The organism is Rahnella victoriana, assembly GCF_004330295.1.
GTDB classification, from domain to species: domain Bacteria; phylum Pseudomonadota; class Gammaproteobacteria; order Enterobacterales; family Enterobacteriaceae; genus Rahnella; species Rahnella victoriana.
On sequence record NZ_SJOJ01000003.1, the window covers coordinates 241983 to 258482 of the forward strand.

Sequence of the window (16500 nt, forward strand, 5' to 3'; positions counted from 1 at the left end):
TTTTAATATAAGGCAAGCCCGTGAGTACGCTCGAACATTACATCGGTAATACCCCTCTGGTGAGATTACAGCGCCTGACTCAGGATCTGGACAGCGAGATTTGGGTCAAACTGGAAGGCAATAATCCCGCCGGATCGGTAAAAGATCGTGCCGCACTGTTTATGATTGAGCAGGCAGAAAAGCGCGGTGAAATTCGCCCGGGTGATACGCTGATCGAAGCTACCAGCGGCAATACCGGTATTGCGCTGGCGATGATTGCCGCGCTGAAAGGCTACAAGCTGAAATTGCTGATGCCGGAAAATATGAGCCTTGAGCGTCAGGCGTCGATGCGCGCGTACGGCGCGGAGCTGTTACTGGTCAGCCGGGCACAGGGAATGGAAGGCGCGCGCGATCTGGCGCTGGACATGGAAAAGCAGGGGCAGGGGAAAGTGCTGGATCAGTTTAATAATCCCGATAATCCGCTCGCTCACTTCACCACCACCGGCCCCGAAATCTGGCAACAAACGCACGGGCGCATCACGCATTTTGTCTCCAGCATGGGCACCACCGGCACAATCACCGGTGTCAGCCGTTTTCTACGCAGCCAGCACACCGGGGTTAAAATCGTCGGGCTGCAACCTTCAGAAGGCAGCAGCATTCCGGGTATACGCCGCTGGCCGGTGGAATATCTGCCGGGGATTTTCAATCCTGAACTGGTTGATGAAGTGATGGATATGGGCCAGAACGAAGCAGAAGACACCATGCGCGCACTGGCGCGGACAGAAGGTATCTTCTGTGGCGTGAGTTCCGGCGGGGCCGTGGCAGGGGCGTTACGCGTTGCCAGAAGCCATCCGGGCAGCGTGGTGGTGGCGATCATCTGCGATCGCGGAGACCGTTACTTATCCACTGGCGTTTTTAATGTTTAATTCTATATTCAGCTGTTGAATGTAAAATTAGAGTAAAAGCGGCTGCGAAGGGCAGGCTTAGTGGTAAAAATGACCAAAATTTTAGCCAGGCGGAAATAAGAATGAAAATTTTGTTAGTCGATGACGATCTTGAGTTAGGCACCATGCTCAGCGAATACCTGATCGCAGAAGGCTTTGACGCCTCTCTGGTGCTGACCGGCAGAGCCGGTGTGGAAGGCGCGATGTCTGGCGAATACACGGCGATGATCCTCGATATTATGCTGCCGGACATGAGCGGCATTGATGTTCTGCGTCAGGTGCGTAAAAACAGCCGTCTGCCGATCATTATGCTGACGGCGAAGGGCGACAATATCGACCGCGTGATTGGCCTGGAAATGGGGGCGGACGATTACATGCCGAAACCCTGTTATCCGCGTGAACTGGTGGCCCGTCTGCGTGCCGTGCTGCGCCGTGTGGAGGAACAGCAGGAATCGCATTCTGACTCTTCCTCAGTGATCTATGGCGACCTGACGCTGAATCCGGCGACCCGCAGCAGCGAATGGCGCGGTGTGCCTTTCGATCTGACGGCCTCTGAATTCAATCTGCTGGAGTTACTGCTGCGTTCACCGGAACGTGTGGTTTCAAAAGATGAGTTGTCGGAAAAAGGTCTGGGGCGTCCGCGTGAAGCCTATGACCGCAGTATTGATGTGCACATCAGTAACATCCGTCAGAAACTGGGGTCACTGGAAGGTGGCGATATTCTGACTATTGAAACGGTGCGCAGCATTGGCTATAGAATCCGCTAAACGACTGCGCGGAAGGCTGTTCTGGAAAATCCTGCTGGGATTCTGGTTTACCTTCGTGGCGATCACTCAGGGGCTCTGGGTGGTTTTCGCCTTTTATAATCCGCATGAACCGCCGGAAAGCGGCATTGCCCGCCGGTTTGTGAAACTGCAAATTACCTCTGCCGTCTCAACATTGCATTCGGGTGGCTTGCCTGCTCTCAACGCCATGATGGCCGACTGGCCAGCGGATGACCGGCAATTCTTCTCGGTATCGCCTTCCTTGCTGCCCGCCAAAGGCAACAGTATGCAGGATCTGGAACCCGGTAAAATTCCCCATGAAGTGGTGGAGTTTGTTCAGGGGCCGGACGGGCAGGGCTATCGTCTGCGCTATGACGTGAAAGGGCTGATGGAAGAATACCGGCCACGGAAACGTCGCGAACTGCTGAATATGCCACCGCCGCTGTTATGGTTGGGCGGGCTTGGCGGATTGCTGTTCAGCGCCGTGCTGGCCTGGAACCTGACGCGACCTATGCTGCAAATGCGTAAAGCTTTCGGACGTGTGGCGCAGGGCGATCTTTCTGTACGGTTGTATAGCAGCATGGGGAAACGTCACGACGAGTTGTCAGAAGTGGCGCGTGATTTCGACTCCATGGCCGAACGCTTACAGGTGCTGGTGAAAGCGCGCGAGGAGTTGCTGCACGACGTTTCGCATGAATTGCGTTCGCCGCTGGCACGCCTGCAACTGGCGATCGGACTGGCGCGGCAAAATCCGTCTAACGTCGATACCTCGCTGAGCCGCATTGAGCATGAAGCGGGGCGTCTGGATAAGATGATCGGCGAATTGCTGGCATTGTCGCGCACTGAAAACAGCGAAATTCCCGATGAGGAATATTTCGATCTCTACGGGCTGGTGGAAGCGGTGGTGAACGATGCCCGCTACGAAGCACAATTGCCGGGCGTTGAGATTGCCATGAACCCTGAATCACCGGATGAAACGGATTACACCGTGAAAGGCAATGCTGAACTGATGCGACGAGCCGTGGATAACGTGGTACGCAATGCGCTGCGTTTTTCTGCCCGCGGTCAGACAATCACTGTATCGCTGGCGCAGGTCGAGCAATATTTGCAGATTGAAGTGGCCGATCAGGGGCCGGGTGTGGAAGAAGATAAGCTGTCGAGTATCTTTGACCCGTTCGTGCGCGTGAAATCGCCACTGTCAGGCAAAGGCTACGGTCTGGGGCTGGCAATCACCCGCAAAGTGATGGTGGCGCATGAGGGGAAAGTGGATGCCCGTAATGCGCAGCCACATGGACTGATCATCAGCCTTCAAGTTCCTCACTGGAAATCCGCTTCATAATTCGAGCCGCAGATGCGTTGGCTACTCTCAGCCACCCGAATCACTTACTTTGTGTAAGCTCATCGGGATGGCTTCGTTTGCCGCCTTACTGCGACTCGAATTATTTTGCAGATTGCTGTTTTTACAGGCAATAAAAAACGGCGCTGATAAGGCGCCGTTTTTAACTTCTTGCTTTACATCTCGCTGAGCGAATTACTTCTTGATGCGGATGATTGGGGTTTCGCCCACAGTCACGCTACCCGTCAGTTTAATCAACTCTTTGATCTCGTCCATGTTAGAGATGACAACCGGAGTCAGGGTAGACTTCGCTTTCTCTTCCAGCAGAGCCAGATCAAACTCGATAACCAAATCGCCTTTCTTAACACGTTGACCTTCTTCAGCGATGCGTTTGAAGCCTTCGCCTTTCAGTTCAACGGTGTCGATACCGAAGTGCACGAACAACTCGATGCCACTGTCGGATTCGATTGAGAAAGCATGGTTAGTTTCGAAGATTTTACCGATAGTACCATCAACCGGCGCAACCATTTTGTTGCCAGATGGTTTGATAGCAATACCGTCACCTACGATTTTCTCAGCGAAAACTACGTCAGGCACATCTTCAATGTTGACAATCTCACCAGAGATCGGCGCTACGATTTCAATAGTGCCAACGTCTTTTTTATCATCAGAAACCAATGATTTCAGTTTATCGAACAAACCCATGATCTTCTCCTAAGCATTAATTTGGGCAGCTTTACCAGCATCGCGCAATTAGCAGAGTGTTTTTTCTTCAATGAACTTGTTAACCAGGTTCATCAACTCTTGCGCCGTAGGTTGGGCCAGGGCCTGATCTGCCAGCGCTTTCACATCTTCGAAGTTTGTATTGCGAATAATTTTCTTGATGCGTGGGATAGAGATAGCGCTCATGCTGAACTCATCTAACCCCATGCCCAATAGAAGAAGTGTAGCACGTTCGTCACCGGCTAGCTCGCCGCACATCCCTGTCCATTTACCGGCAGCATGAGATGCGTCAATAACTTGCTTAATTAAACCAAGTACTGACGGAGACATTGGGTTGTACAGATGAGAAATCAGCTCGTTACCGCGATCCACTGCCAAAGTATACTGGGTAAGATCGTTTGTACCAATACTGAAGAAATCGACTTCTTTTGCCAGATGATGAGCAATCACTGCGGCAGCCGGTGTTTCCACCATTACGCCGACTTCGATGGTTTCATCGAACGCCTGACCTTTCTCGCGCAGCTGCGCTTTCAGCATTTCTAGTTCTGCTTTCAGTTCACGCACTTCTTCAACAGAAATGATCATCGGGAACATGATGCGCAGTTTACCGAACGCAGAAGCACGCAGAATGCCTTTCAGCTGGTCGTGAAGAATTTCTTTACGGTCCAGACAGATACGGATTGCACGCCAGCCCAGGAACGGGTTCTCTTCTTTTGGCAGGTTCATGTACGGCAGGTCTTTATCACCGCCGATGTCCATGGTACGCACGATAACCGCCTGTGAGCCCATTGCTTCAGCAACGGCTTTATACGCCTGGAATTGCTCTTCTTCGGTAGGCAGGCTGTCACGGTCCATGAACAGGAATTCTGTACGATACAGGCCGACACCTTCAGCGCCATTGCGCTCTGCACCGGCGACATCGCGCACGGTACCGATGTTGGCACAGACTTCAACCTGATGACCGTCCAGCGTGATCGCCGGCAGATCTTTCAATTTGGTCAGTTCGTCTTTTTCGGAAATGTACTGGTTCTGAACGGCTTTCAGCTCGTCAATAACGTCTGCTGTCGGGTTGACATAGATTTTATTGTTTACGGCGTCGAGGATCAGATAGTCATCATTTTTGACTTGTTTGGTCACGTCGCTGGTACCTACGATTGCAGGTAATTCCAGGGAACGCGCCATGATTGAGGTGTGAGAAGTACGGCCACCCAAATCAGTGATGAAGCCCAGAACCTTGTTCAGGTTCAGCTGTGCGGTTTCTGACGGGGTCAGATCGGTTGCCACCAGGATAACTTCGTCCTGAATGGAACTCAGATCAACGATGGTCATGTCGAGAATGTTGCGCAGCAGGCGTTTACCGATGTCACGCACGTCAGCCGCACGTTCTTTCAGGTATTCGTCATCAAGCTCTTCCAGGGCTTTCGCCTGGCCTTCAATGACAGAGAAAGCAGCAGCGTCAGCAGAAGCATGCTCGTCTTTGATGAGGGCTATGATTTCCTGTTCAAGCTCTTCGTCTTCCAACAACATGATGTGGCCTTCGAAGATGGCTTCTTTCTCTTCACCGAAGGTCTCACCGGCTTTGGTCTTGATCACTTCCAGCTGGGCAGACGCTTTCGCACGGCCCGTCAGGAAACGCTCAACTTCCTGATCAACCTGATCAGGAGAGATTTTTTTCCGGTTGATGACAATTTCATCTTCTTTCAACAGAAGTGCTTTGCCGAAAGCGATACCGGGAGATACTAAAATGCCTGAAATCATAACCCTACCTTTCTCTTGACTGGTTTAAACTATATAAGAGCGGCTATTGTTACTCGAGCTCTGCCATCAGTTTTACCAAGTGTTCAACGGCTTTCTGCTCGTCTTCACCTTCAGCTGAGAGGGTCACAACGGTGCCCTGAGTCAGGCCCAGAGTTTGCAGTTTGAACAGGCTTTTAGCGCTGGCGCTTTTACCGTTTGATGTCACGGTGATGTCAGACGCGAAACCTTTCGCTTCTTTCACGAACTGTGCAGCAGGGCGAGTGTGCAGACCATTAGGAGCGGTAATAGTAACTTCTTGCTGGAACATTGTTGTTTCCCCAACTTATTAAAGTAATGTTGTGGAGCTAAAGTTTAGCTTATGGCCTTCACTTTAGCCTGTAGAGATTAGCGCCTGACTATGGTTCAGGGGCAGGTTCTGATGCAACAGAAAAGAGAAAATAACGCACTCAGCGATAAAACTCTTTGCCCTGGATCCAGGCTTTTCTGTTATTCCTCCATTATGCCGTCTTTTTCCCTCATGTAACAAATCGGTAAATCGATTCAGCGGGAAGGCATCATGGAAGCGATTAATTTCGAGCATCGAAATAATTGTCCGGTTAAATACTAAACCTGGCGGGTAAAATCAATGACGGAGTGGTATAAACTTTGACGCAGGCCACAAAAAAGCACCCCTTGAGGTGCTTTTTTAGCCGCTTTTAAGGATGTGGCATTATTGTTGCAATTCTTTCTCGGTGAACAAATCGGCAAACAATGCGGTACTCAGATAGCGTTCGCCAGATGATGGCAGGATAACCACGATCGTTTTATCAGCAAATTCCGGTTCTTTGGATAATTTTACTGCCGCTTCGACGGCTGCACCGGAAGAAATCCCCGCCAGAATGCCTTCTTCTTCCATCAGGCGACGTGCCATCTGGATAGATTCGTCATTGGTGATCAGCGTGACACGATCCAGCAGTTCCAGATCCAGGTTGCCCGGAATAAAACCGGCACCGATACCCTGAATTTTGTGCGGGCCGGGTTTCACTTCTTCGCCGTTCAGCGTCTGGGTGATAACGGGTGAATCTGTTGGCTCCACGGCCACCAGCGTGACGCTGCTTTTTTTGCTTTTCAGATAACGGCCGGTCCCGGTGATCGTCCCGCCGGTGCCCACGCCCGCAATTAGCACATCCACTGCGCCATCGGTATCTTCCCAGATTTCCGGGCCGGTGGTTTGTTCGTGGATGGCCGGGTTGGCCGGATTGCTGAACTGCTGAAGAATAAGATAACGCTGCGGATCGCTGGCCTGGATTTCTTCAGCTTTGGCAATCGCACCTTTCATGCCTTTCGCGCCTTCGGTCAGCACCAGATTGGCACCGAGGGCTTTCAGCAACTTGCGGCGTTCCACACTCATGGTTTCCGGCATGGTCAGCGTCAGTTTGTAACCGCGCGCGGCCGCGACGTAAGCCAGTGCGATACCGGTGTTGCCGCTGGTTGGTTCAACCAGTTCGATATCTTTGGTCAGAATGCCTTTCTTTTCAGCATCCCAAATCATGTTGGCACCGATACGGCATTTCACGCTGAAGCTCGGGTTACGTGACTCGACCTTAGCCAGAATACGACCATTACCGATACGGTTCAGGCGAACCAGTGGCGTATGGCCAATTGTTAATGAATTGTCTTCATAGATCTTGCTCATAACCCGTCCTTTAACTGTATGAAATATTCACGGTGTGAAGCTTTCAACACTATGAAATTAGTGGGAATCAGGAAAGCATACGCGAACCGCTTTCCCAGTGAAGTAAGGTTTTGGTATTTGGTATATCGATACGTTATTAAGAAATAAGTTTGGGGAAGAAAAGTCAAGCATAGCAGGCAGCCGCCCGCAGGCGGCTGTGAGAAAAACGCATTATTGTCGGGTGGAATTCACGTCGATATTGTTTTTAACGTAAACATGGCGATAGCGGTCACACCACATGGCGGTCGCGCCGCACACCGCCACCGGCAGGATCACCAGATTCAGCACCGGTATCATGGTGAACAGGCTGACCAGTGAGCCAAACTGCATATTGTCGATTTTGTTGCTACCGAGCGAACGGCGCATGTCCGCAAAACTCACTTTGTGGTTATCAAACGGATAGTCACAGTACTGAATCACCACCATCCAGGCGCTGAAGAAGAACCACAGTACCGGGGCGACGGTCTGGCCGATCACCGGAATAAAATAGAGCGCGAACAGCAGCAGGGCGCGCGGCAGGTAATACGCCAGCTTCTGCCATTCACGTTTCATGATGCGGGGCAGATCTTTCATGATGTCCCAGATACCGGTGTCGGGCAGCGTTTTGCCTGTCAGGCGTGCTTCGAGTTGTTCGGCGAGCAACCCGCTGAACGGCGCGGCAATCCAGTTGGCAAGGGTGCTGAAGAAATAGCTGAACACCAGCACCACAGACAGCACCGCCACCGGCCAGATCAGATAATCCAGCCAGCTCAGCCATGTTGGCACCTTGCTCATCATGGCCGGGATCCATTCTCCCAGTTTGCTAAACAGCCACCAGAACGCGCCGCCCATCAGCAGCACATTCACGGCCAGCGGTAAAATCACAAAACGTCGTATCCCGGGTAAGGAAATGAGCGTCCAGCCCTGTTTGAAATAATGCACGCCGTTTGCTTGTCTGGCGCTTTGCGATGAGGTCATAAACGAAATTTTCTCTCTGAGTTGAATGACATGGGCTATCATATCGGTATGATTTTCCACTGGCTAGCAGTGGATTGGCTGAAAAAACAGCAAAAAAAGGTGCAACTGCCCTATTTATTAGCAGAAAGTAGAGTCCAGACTTGCACTTATCTACGTGGGCAAATAGAGTTAATATTGTGAATGTTTGCCGTGGTGGCAATGTATTAGAACAACAGAGATAGCAATGATGCAGGATTTGCGTCTGATATTAATCGTTGTTGGCGCGATCGCCATAATAGCGTTGTTGTTACACGGTTTGTGGACCAGCCGTAAAGAACGCTCTTCGCTGTTTCGCGATCGTCCAGCTAAACGTGTGAAAAAAGAACGGGAACAATCTCCGTCCGAAGATTTTGTCGATGGAGTGGGGGAAGTGCGCGTGCGTCCTGCTTATCCTCAGGATGAACCGACTTTAGGTCAGTATGATGAGCCAGAACAGACTGCACCGCCACGTCAGCCGCAGGTTTCCCCTGCGCAGCCAGCGCCAGCACCTGTTGCTCGTCCTCAACAACCGCCTCAGCCACAGCAACATGCTGTGCAGGACGATCCGTTGCTGAGTGGTTATTCAGCCGCTGAACCCGTCACTGCACCGCGTCGCGAACCTGTCGCTGATTTTGCGCCTCAGGAATATACCCCTGACGCTAAACAGCAGGCACCGGTACCGCCGCAGGAAATTCATGCGGATGCGGCACCGGCTGCGAAAGCAGAGCCTCAGGCCGCGCCTTTTGCGCCTGCAGAAGAATCCCCGGCTGAGAAAGCGAAACTGAAAGAGACGGTTCTGGTGCTGCACGTTGCAGCGCATCAGGGCGGCGTCATCGGCGGTGAAGTGTTGCTTAACAGCGTGCTTCAGGCTGGTTTCCAGTTTGGTGCCATGAATATTTTCCATCGTCACGTCAGCCCTGCGGGCAGTGGTCCGGTGTTGTTCAGTCTGGCAAATATGGTCAAACCGGGTTCTTTCGACCCTGACACTATGTCTGACTTTTCCACGCCAGGCGTTACGTTGTTTATGATGGTGCCTTGCTACGGCGATGCGCATCAGAACTTCAAACTGCTGTTGCAGTCTGCCCAGCGTATTGCCGATGATGTCGGTGCGATGGTGCTTGACGATGAGCGTCGTATGATTACGCCGCAGAAGCTCGAAACGTACAAAGCGCGGATCCGCGAGGTCCTCGAGGCGAACGCCTGAGTCAGGCGTTCGTGAAACACCCATTCCCCTAACCCCCGCTTGCCGGGGGTTTTTTATCTCCACGGTGAGTCATGGCCACTATCGAACAACAGATCAATCAATTACGCACTCAGTTGCGCCATCACGAATACCAGTATCATGTTCTGGATGCACCGGAAGTGCCGGATGCGGAGTATGACCGCTTAATGCGTGAGTTGCGTGAGCTGGAAGCTGCGCATCCTGAGCTGATTACTGCGGATTCTCCGACGCAACGCGTGGGCGCAGCACCGCTTTCTGCCTTTGAACAGGTTAAACATCAGGTACCGATGTTGTCGCTCGACAACGTGTTTGATGAAGAAAGCTATCTGGCGTTTTACAAGCGCGTGCAGGATCGCCTGAAAACGGCTGAGCCTCTGACATTCTGTTGCGAACTGAAACTTGATGGTCTGGCGGTAAGTCTGCTGTATGAGAATGGCGAACTGGTGCAGGCCGCCACGCGTGGCGATGGCACCACCGGCGAGAACATTACCGCCAACGTACGGACCATCCGTGCCATTCCCCTGCGCCTGCATGGCGACAATATTCCTAACCGTCTTGAGGTGCGTGGTGAAGTCTTTATGCCACAGCCGGGCTTTGAGGCGATGAATGACGAAGCGCGCCGCACCGGCGGGAAAGTGTTTGCCAACCCGCGTAATGCCGCCGCCGGTTCGTTGCGCCAGCTCGATCCGCGCATTACCGCCAAACGTCCGCTGACTTTCTTCTGCTACGGCGTGGGTCTGCTGGAAGGCGGTGAACTGCCACGCAGCCATATTGCCCGTCTGCAACAGTTTAAGGCCTGGGGTTTACCGGTCAGTGACCGCGTCCGTCTGTGTACCGGCAGCGATGAAGTGCTGGCATTTTATCGTCAGGTTGAAGCTGACCGCCCGTCGCTGGGTTTTGATATCGATGGCGTGGTGGTGAAAATTGACTCGCTGGATATTCAGGAAACGCTGGGCTTTGTCGCCCGTGCGCCGCGCTGGGCGACGGCATTTAAATTCCCGGCACAGGAGCAGATCACGCTGGTGAAAGATGTCGAGTTTCAGGTCGGACGTACCGGTGCTATCACGCCGGTTGCCCGTCTGGAGCCGGTGCTGGTCGCAGGCGTGATGGTCAGTAACGCGACGCTGCATAATGCGGATGAGATTGAGCGTCTTGGCCTGCGTATTGGCGATACCGTGATTGTCCGCCGTGCCGGTGACGTGATCCCGCAGGTTGTCGGTGTGGTGCTGGATGAACGTCCGGAAGATGCCCGCGAAGTGGTGTTCCCGACGCATTGCCCTGTCTGTCACTCTGATGTCGAACGTGTCGAAGGCGAGGCCGTGGCGCGATGTACGGCGGGTCTGATTTGTGGCGCACAGCGCAAAGAAGCGCTGAAGCATTTTGTCTCCCGCCGCGCGCTGGACGTTGACGGCATGGGCGATAAAATCATCGACCAGCTGGTCGAGAAAGAATATGTCAAAACGCCGGCTGACCTGTTCCGTCTGACTGCAGGCAAGCTCACCGGTCTGGATCGCATGGGGCCGAAATCGGCACAAAACGTGGTGAATGCGCTGGAAAAAGCCAAAGAAACCACGCTGGCGCGATTCCTGTACGCTTTAGGTATTCGTGAAGTGGGCGAAGCGACGGCGGCAAATCTCGCGGCGCATTACGGTTCAGTGGATGCACTGAGAGCGGCGGATATCGAATCACTGAAAACTGTGCAGGACGTCGGGGAAGTGGTCGCCAGACACGTGGTGAATTTCCTGTCGGAAGAACATAACCAGCAGGTGATTGACGAGCTGTTAAGCCCGGAAATCAACATTCACTGGCCGGAAGTGCAGGTCATAGTTCCGGAAGAAATCGACAGTCCGTTTGCCGGTAAAACCGTGGTACTGACCGGATCGCTGTCGATCCTGTCCCGCGACGAAGCCAAAGATCGTCTGACGGCGCTGGGCGCGAAAGTCTCCGGCAGCGTGTCGAAGAAAACTGATCTGGTGATTGCCGGTGAAGCGGCGGGTTCCAAGCTGGCGAAAGCGCAGGAACTGGGCATTGAGGTGATCGACGAAGCGGAAATGATCCGTCTGCTGGGTGAATAAACGATGGAAAAAGAAGATCTGATCCAGATAGCCAATACGGTGATGCCGTTCGGTAAATATGCCGGACGCGTGCTGATCGACCTGCCGGAGGAATATTTGCTGTGGTTTGCCCGCAAGGACGAATTCCCGCAGGGAAAACTCGGTGAGCTGATGCAGCTGACGCTGACGATCAAAAGCGAAGGATTGCAGAGCCTGATCAACCCGCTGCGCCGCAACGGGCCGGGTCTGGGCGGCACTGACGAATAAAAATTTTCTTTTTCATAAAACAAAGGCGCTGAACGCAGCGCCTTTTTTCTGCCTGTTATTCGCCCGCATTATTCCGTGACTGGCGTCTGTTTCAGCGCCGCTTCCTGCTGCTTTTTCTGGTAACGTTTCGCCAGTACCGCACAGGTCATCAGCTGCACCTGATGGAAAATCATCAGCGGCAGCACCATCATGCCGATCGCGCTGACCGGGAACAGAATATTTGCCATCGGAATACCATTCGCCAGACTTTTCTTCGAGCCGCAGAACACGATGGTGATTTCATCGGGTTTGCTGAAGCCCATCCAGCGCGCCATATAGGTGTTGATCACCAGAATAAACGCCAGCAGCACCAGGCTGAACACCACGATAAACAGCAATGAGCCGATGCCCACCTGATGCCAGATCCCTTGTGTGACCGCTTCGCTGAACGCGGAATAGACCACCAGAAGAATCGACGTCTGGTCGGTTTTGCCGATCATTTTACGGTGACGTTCTACAAAGCCACCAATCAGCGGACGCAGCAAATGCCCGGCGACAAACGGCACCAGCAGTTGCAATACAATGTGCCAGACCTGTTCTAACCCGTTCCCCGTTTCGCCCTGCACATGCATCAGCACGCTGACCAGCAACGGCGACACAAAAATCCCCAGCAGACTGGACGCGGAAGCACTGCACACCGCTGCCGCCACATTGCCGCCCGCCAGTGAGGTGAAGGCAATGGCCGACTGCACGGTGGCAGGCAAAATACACAGATAAACAAATCCGCTGTAAATCTGCGGGCTGACATCCACCGGATGCCACCACTGGAACAGCAGGCCGAGGATCGGGAATAAAATGAAGGTGCTGAACATCACCCACAGGTGCAGTCGCCAGTTATTGCTGCCCTGAAAAATGGCTTCGCGCGACAGTTTTGCGCCATGCATGAAAAACAGCAGGCCGATGGCGAAAATGGTCAGATTATTGAAAAAAGCGACAAACATGCCGCTGGCCGGGAAAAAGGTCGCCAACAGGACGGTGGCGATCAGGGTCAGGGTGAAACGATCGGGTAAAAAGCGCATAGCAGGTCTCGGAAATGTTGTTCGGGAATGCGGCTATTTTGTGCCTTTGCGATACAATTAAAAAATTGATTTATTTAATCCATTAATGCAGAAAATTCATGAATTATTCTCTCCGTCAGCTTCGTGTATTTGTCGCCGTTTCCCGCTTCGGCAGCTTCAGCCGCGCAGGTGAAGCGATAGGGTTAAGCCAGTCGGCCATCAGCCACAGCCTGAAAGAGCTGGAGGCCGAAATGGGCGTGCGGTTGCTGGACAGAACCACGCGTGAAGTGGCGCTCACCGACGCCGGTTTACGGCTGGCAAACCGGGTCGAACCGCTGCTTGATGAGCTTCATGCCATGCTGCTCGATACCCGCAGTTTCGGGACGCAGCACAATGGCCGCGTACGTATCGCCTCCAGCCAGACCATATCCGCGCAACTGATGCCACAATGTATCGCCAGCGGCGAGCAGCAGTATCCGGATATCCGTATTCTTCTGCGTGATCAGGCCCAGCAACTGGTGCTGAACAGTGTGAGAAATGCGGAAGTGGATTTCGGCATTGTGATTGATCCCGGTGAAAACACCGATCTCGATTGCGAGCCGATTTTGCATGAGCCTTTCTTGCTGCTGTGCCGCGAAGATCATCCGCTGGCGACGCGGCCGGTGGTGGAATGGCAGGCGCTTAATGGTCAGAAACTGGTGCTGCAGGATTATGCCTCCGGCAGCCGGATGCTGATCGACGGCGCGCTGAAAGCGCAGAAAGTGAAAGCGGAAATCGCGCAGGAGATCGGCCATCCGGCCACGTTATTTCCGATGGTGGAAGCGGGAATTGGCATCAGCGTTTTACCGGCGCTGGCGTTGCCGATGCCGGAAGGCAGTCGTCTGGTGATCCGCAATCTGACGCCGGAAATCAACCGTGTGCTGATGCTGGCGAAAAGGAAAAACCGCTCGTTGTCCCCGGCGGCACAGGCTATCTGGCAGGTGGTGAAAGAGCAGGCGGCACAACTGAGCGAGAAACGCAGCCAGCAGGGGATGTTCACTTACTGAATCCGTGCTGGCTGTTCCCTGCATTTAAAAATCAGACGTAGATATCGATCGCGTTGGTTTCAGACGGCTTGTTGACGCCTTCTTCTTTCTTCATTTCAGCGGCGGCTTCTTGCTTTTGCTGCTGCTGAAGGGCTTTCTGTGCCTGTTGTTGCTCGATTTGTGCAATCTGCTGTTGCAGCAATTCGATTTGCTGTTGCAGCATTTCCTGCTGTTCCTGCACGTCTTCAGAGCTGCCGCCGGAACTGCTCAGGTTTTTTACCTGCTCGGTCAGTTTTGCGATCTGTTTGGTCAGCTGTGCGATCTGACTGGAGCTGCCTGAATCACTGGTGGACGCCGAGCTCAGTGAGCTGCTGGTGGCGCTGATAGTAGTCATAAAGCCTCACTTAGTAAGAATCAAATTTTGCACGTAAGCGTGCTCAACAGGTATCGGCGGTGACAGGCGAAGGCTTTACCTGCTTTTCGTATTCCTTACAGAGTTAACGCATTCTTTTCGGTCTTCGCTTTTATTTGCAGTTTCGGCCACAACGTCAGCCAGCCCTTACGGCTGACGCGCTCTGCAAACACCGCCGGAATCGCATGACGGGGGTTTGGCGTGAGGGTGAAGGTAAACAGGGCGTCCAGCCCCAGCGGCGCATTCAGTTCAATCTGTCCGTCGGCATTAAGCCGCGCCCCGATGGCGGTTTCCACTTCCACCCAGTAGCTCATGGCCTGGGCGCTGGAGGTATAAGGTGCATGTCCGTGACGTTCGTGCATCCGGGCCTGATTTTTTACCGACCACGGCAGATCGGGGGAGGTCGCCAGCAGACGCCGCTCATAGTCTTCATCGGCCTGAACGGAAAAATCCTGAGGATTAAAATACACCACGTCGATGTCGTTAAGCGGCGTTACCTGCGTATACCCGTGCAGCCGGTCCCAGATCAGATTGCGCACAAATCCCGCCGCCAGCCACGCATCATTCAATCCCAGTTCGCGGACTGCGGTCAGCGCGCGCCAGTGCAGCGGTTCGTCTCTGAGCCAGGTGATAATCTGTTGTTCCTGCTTATTCATCTGATTTTTCCTTTTCGGCGACGCAAGATAGTAACGCCATTTTGTGACCTTTTTGCAACGCACTGTTTCGGGCAAGCGGCTGTCGGGCAACGCGCCAAAATGAAGCAGGCCGCCTGCCAGAACCTCTGCAGCCCGCGCCGGGAGCGGGTTTATTAAGTGGTACAGCCTTTGCAACAGCCTCCCTGACATTATTGCATTATCACCGGGCAGGGGATCTTCTATGCAAAATACTAAAGTGACACCCGTATTAAAACGAACACTGGGAAGCTTTAAACTCTGGGGCATCGCCGTCGGGCTGGTGATTTCCGGCGAATATTTTGGCTGGAGTTACGGCTGGGCGCAGGCAGGTACCCTGGGCTTTCTAATCACCGCACTGGTGATCGCCGCCATGTACTGCGCGTTTATTTTCAGTTTCACCGAACTCACCACCTCCATTCCGCACGCGGGCGGGCCTTTTGCCTATGCTTATCGCGCCTTCGGGCCGACAGGGGGATTCGTCGCCGGTTTTGCCACCCTGGTGGAATTTGTTTTCGCGCCTCCAGCCATAGCCATGGCGATTGGCGCGTACCTTAATGTGCAGTTTCCGTCGATTGAACCGAAATGGGTGGCCGTCGGCGCCTATCTGGTCTTTATGGTGCTCAATATTCTGGGCGTCAGCATCGCCGCTACCTTTGAACTGCTGGTCACGCTGCTGGCGATTTTCGAATTGCTGGTCTTTATGGGCGTGGTGGCACCGGGCTTTGAGATGTCGAACTTTGTTCACGGCGGCTGGGCGGGCAGCGACAGCTTCAGTCCGGCGGCGTTCTCCGGCATTTTTGCCGCCATTCCGTTTGCCATCTGGTTCTTTCTGGCGATTGAAGGTGCATCAATGGCGGCTGAAGAAGCCAAGGATCCGCAGCGTACCATCCCGAAAGCCTTTATCGGCGGCATTCTGACCCTGACTGTTCTGGCGCTCGGCGTGATGCTGTTTGCCGGTGGCGTGGGCGACTGGACCAAACTGTCGAACATCAATGATCCGTTACCGCAGGCGATGAAACTGATTGTCGGCAGTGACAGCGGCTGGCTGCATATGCTGGTCTGGCTCGGGCTGTTTGGCCTGATCGCGTCGTTCCACGGCATTATCATGGGGTATTCCCGCCAGATTTTTGCGCTGGCGCGTGCGGGTTATCTGCCGAAAACGCTGGCCAGCGTCAATGCCCGTTTCCAGACCCCGCATCTGGGGATTATCGCCGGTGGCGTGGTCGGGATCGCTGCCATTTTCTCTGATTCGCTGATCGTGATTGGCGGTATGCCGCTGACCGCCAATATTGTCACCATGTCCGTGTTTGGTGCCATTGTGATGTATATCATTTCGATGGCCGCGCTGTTCAAACTGCGCCGCAGCGAACCCAATCTGATCCGCCCGTTCCGTGCGCCACTCTATCCTTTTGCTCCCGCACTGGCGCTGGTGCTGGCAGTCGTCTGTCTGATCGCTATGATTTACTACAACACCTTACTGTTTCTGATCTTCGCCGCCATGATGCTGCTGGCTTACGCTTGGTTCCGCATTACGCATCAGGCCCGTACTGATGCCGCAGAAGATCCGCAATTACGTGGTCTGCGACCGGTGCCTGCAAAAAGTGGCAAGTAATCCG

General features: G+C 53.5%; 15 protein-coding genes and 1 pseudogene. 8 read left to right on the forward strand and 8 right to left on the reverse strand.

Annotated features, from left to right (window positions below; translation table 11 throughout):
• Positions 1 to 20 precede the first annotated feature (20 nt).
• From cysM to EYY67_RS04325, 3 genes are all read left to right on the forward strand, one after another.
• On the forward strand, positions 21 to 905 hold the full coding sequence (cysM, locus tag EYY67_RS04315) for a cysteine synthase CysM (RefSeq protein ID WP_131692928.1): 885 nt from the start codon (positions 21 to 23) through the stop codon (positions 903 to 905).
• A gap of 101 nt (positions 906 to 1006) precedes the next feature.
• Complete coding sequence (locus EYY67_RS04320) at positions 1007 to 1690, forward strand: response regulator transcription factor (protein ID WP_095922978.1); 684 nt, start codon at positions 1007 to 1009, stop codon at positions 1688 to 1690.
• Positions 1671 to 3026, forward strand: a complete 1356-nt coding sequence (locus EYY67_RS04325) for an ATP-binding protein (RefSeq protein ID WP_095922977.1) — start codon at positions 1671 to 1673, stop codon at positions 3024 to 3026. Before EYY67_RS04320 ends, EYY67_RS04325 begins: the two co-directional genes overlap by 20 nt.
• A gap of 192 nt (positions 3027 to 3218) precedes the next feature.
• Here the strand turns inward: EYY67_RS04325 and crr are convergent, their stop codons facing one another.
• The 5 genes and pseudogenes from crr to cysZ all read right to left on the reverse strand — a co-directional run bounded on the left by crr (position 3219) and on the right by cysZ (position 8175).
• Positions 3219 to 3728, reverse strand: a complete 510-nt coding sequence (crr, locus tag EYY67_RS04330; protein ID WP_095922976.1) for a PTS glucose transporter subunit IIA — start codon at positions 3726 to 3728, stop codon at positions 3219 to 3221.
• Positions 3707 to 5504 (reverse strand): annotated as a pseudogene (gene ptsI / locus EYY67_RS04335) (phosphoenolpyruvate-protein phosphotransferase PtsI). The gene crr and the pseudogene ptsI overlap by 22 nt, the downstream one beginning before the upstream one ends.
• Before the next feature lie 49 nt (positions 5505 to 5553).
• Positions 5554 to 5811 (reverse strand): phosphocarrier protein Hpr, encoded by a 258-nt coding sequence (ptsH, locus tag EYY67_RS04340; RefSeq protein ID WP_013574433.1) that lies wholly within the window; start codon positions 5809 to 5811, stop codon positions 5554 to 5556.
• Between the two features lie 402 nt (positions 5812 to 6213).
• Positions 6214 to 7179 carry a cysteine synthase A gene (cysK, locus tag EYY67_RS04350; RefSeq protein WP_095922974.1) on the reverse strand — a complete coding sequence of 322 codons (966 nt, stop codon included), beginning with the start codon at positions 7177 to 7179 and terminating at the stop codon, positions 6214 to 6216.
• Between the two features lie 210 nt (positions 7180 to 7389).
• Positions 7390 to 8175 (reverse strand): sulfate transporter CysZ, encoded by a 786-nt coding sequence (gene cysZ / locus EYY67_RS04355; RefSeq protein WP_131692929.1) that lies wholly within the window; start codon positions 8173 to 8175, stop codon positions 7390 to 7392.
• 223 nt (positions 8176 to 8398) lie between these two features.
• Here cysZ and zipA point away from each other — a divergent pair, with 223 nt between their 5' ends.
• The 3 genes from zipA (at position 8399) to EYY67_RS04370 (ending at position 11736) form a co-directional block, all read left to right on the forward strand.
• On the forward strand, positions 8399 to 9397 hold the full coding sequence (gene zipA, locus EYY67_RS04360) for a cell division protein ZipA (protein ID WP_131692930.1): 999 nt from the start codon (positions 8399 to 8401) through the stop codon (positions 9395 to 9397).
• A gap of 71 nt (positions 9398 to 9468) precedes the next feature.
• The gene (gene ligA / locus EYY67_RS04365; protein WP_131692931.1) at positions 9469 to 11490 is read left to right on the forward strand and encodes an NAD-dependent DNA ligase LigA; all 2022 of its coding nucleotides are present in this window, start codon (positions 9469 to 9471) and stop codon (positions 11488 to 11490) included.
• Between the two features lie 3 nt (positions 11491 to 11493).
• A complete protein-coding gene (locus EYY67_RS04370; protein ID WP_095922970.1) occupies positions 11494 to 11736 on the forward strand; it encodes a DUF3820 family protein in 243 nt (80 codons plus the stop codon).
• A gap of 68 nt (positions 11737 to 11804) precedes the next feature.
• Here the strand turns inward: EYY67_RS04370 and EYY67_RS04375 are convergent, their stop codons facing one another.
• Positions 11805 to 12794, reverse strand: coding sequence for a bile acid:sodium symporter family protein (locus tag EYY67_RS04375; RefSeq protein ID WP_095922969.1), 990 nt, complete (start codon positions 12792 to 12794; stop codon positions 11805 to 11807).
• 98 nt (positions 12795 to 12892) lie between these two features.
• Here EYY67_RS04375 and EYY67_RS04380 point away from each other — a divergent pair, with 98 nt between their 5' ends.
• Positions 12893 to 13819, forward strand: coding sequence for a LysR family transcriptional regulator (locus EYY67_RS04380; protein ID WP_131692932.1), 927 nt, complete (start codon positions 12893 to 12895; stop codon positions 13817 to 13819).
• A 31-nt stretch (positions 13820 to 13850) separates the two neighbouring features.
• Here EYY67_RS04380 and EYY67_RS04385 read toward each other — a convergent pair whose 3' ends face one another.
• Both EYY67_RS04385 and EYY67_RS04390 read right to left on the reverse strand, forming a co-directional pair.
• Positions 13851 to 14192 (reverse strand): FlxA-like family protein, encoded by a 342-nt coding sequence (locus tag EYY67_RS04385; protein WP_095922967.1) that lies wholly within the window; start codon positions 14190 to 14192, stop codon positions 13851 to 13853.
• 95 nt (positions 14193 to 14287) lie between these two features.
• Positions 14288 to 14866: a nucleotidyltransferase family protein gene (locus EYY67_RS04390; protein WP_119822639.1), complete on the reverse strand. Its 579-nt coding sequence runs from the start codon at positions 14864 to 14866 to the stop codon at positions 14288 to 14290.
• 220 nt (positions 14867 to 15086) lie between these two features.
• Here EYY67_RS04390 and eat point away from each other — a divergent pair, with 220 nt between their 5' ends.
• Positions 15087 to 16496: an ethanolamine permease gene (gene eat, locus EYY67_RS04395; RefSeq protein WP_095922965.1), complete on the forward strand. Its 1410-nt coding sequence runs from the start codon at positions 15087 to 15089 to the stop codon at positions 16494 to 16496.
• Positions 16497 to 16500 lie beyond the last annotated feature (4 nt).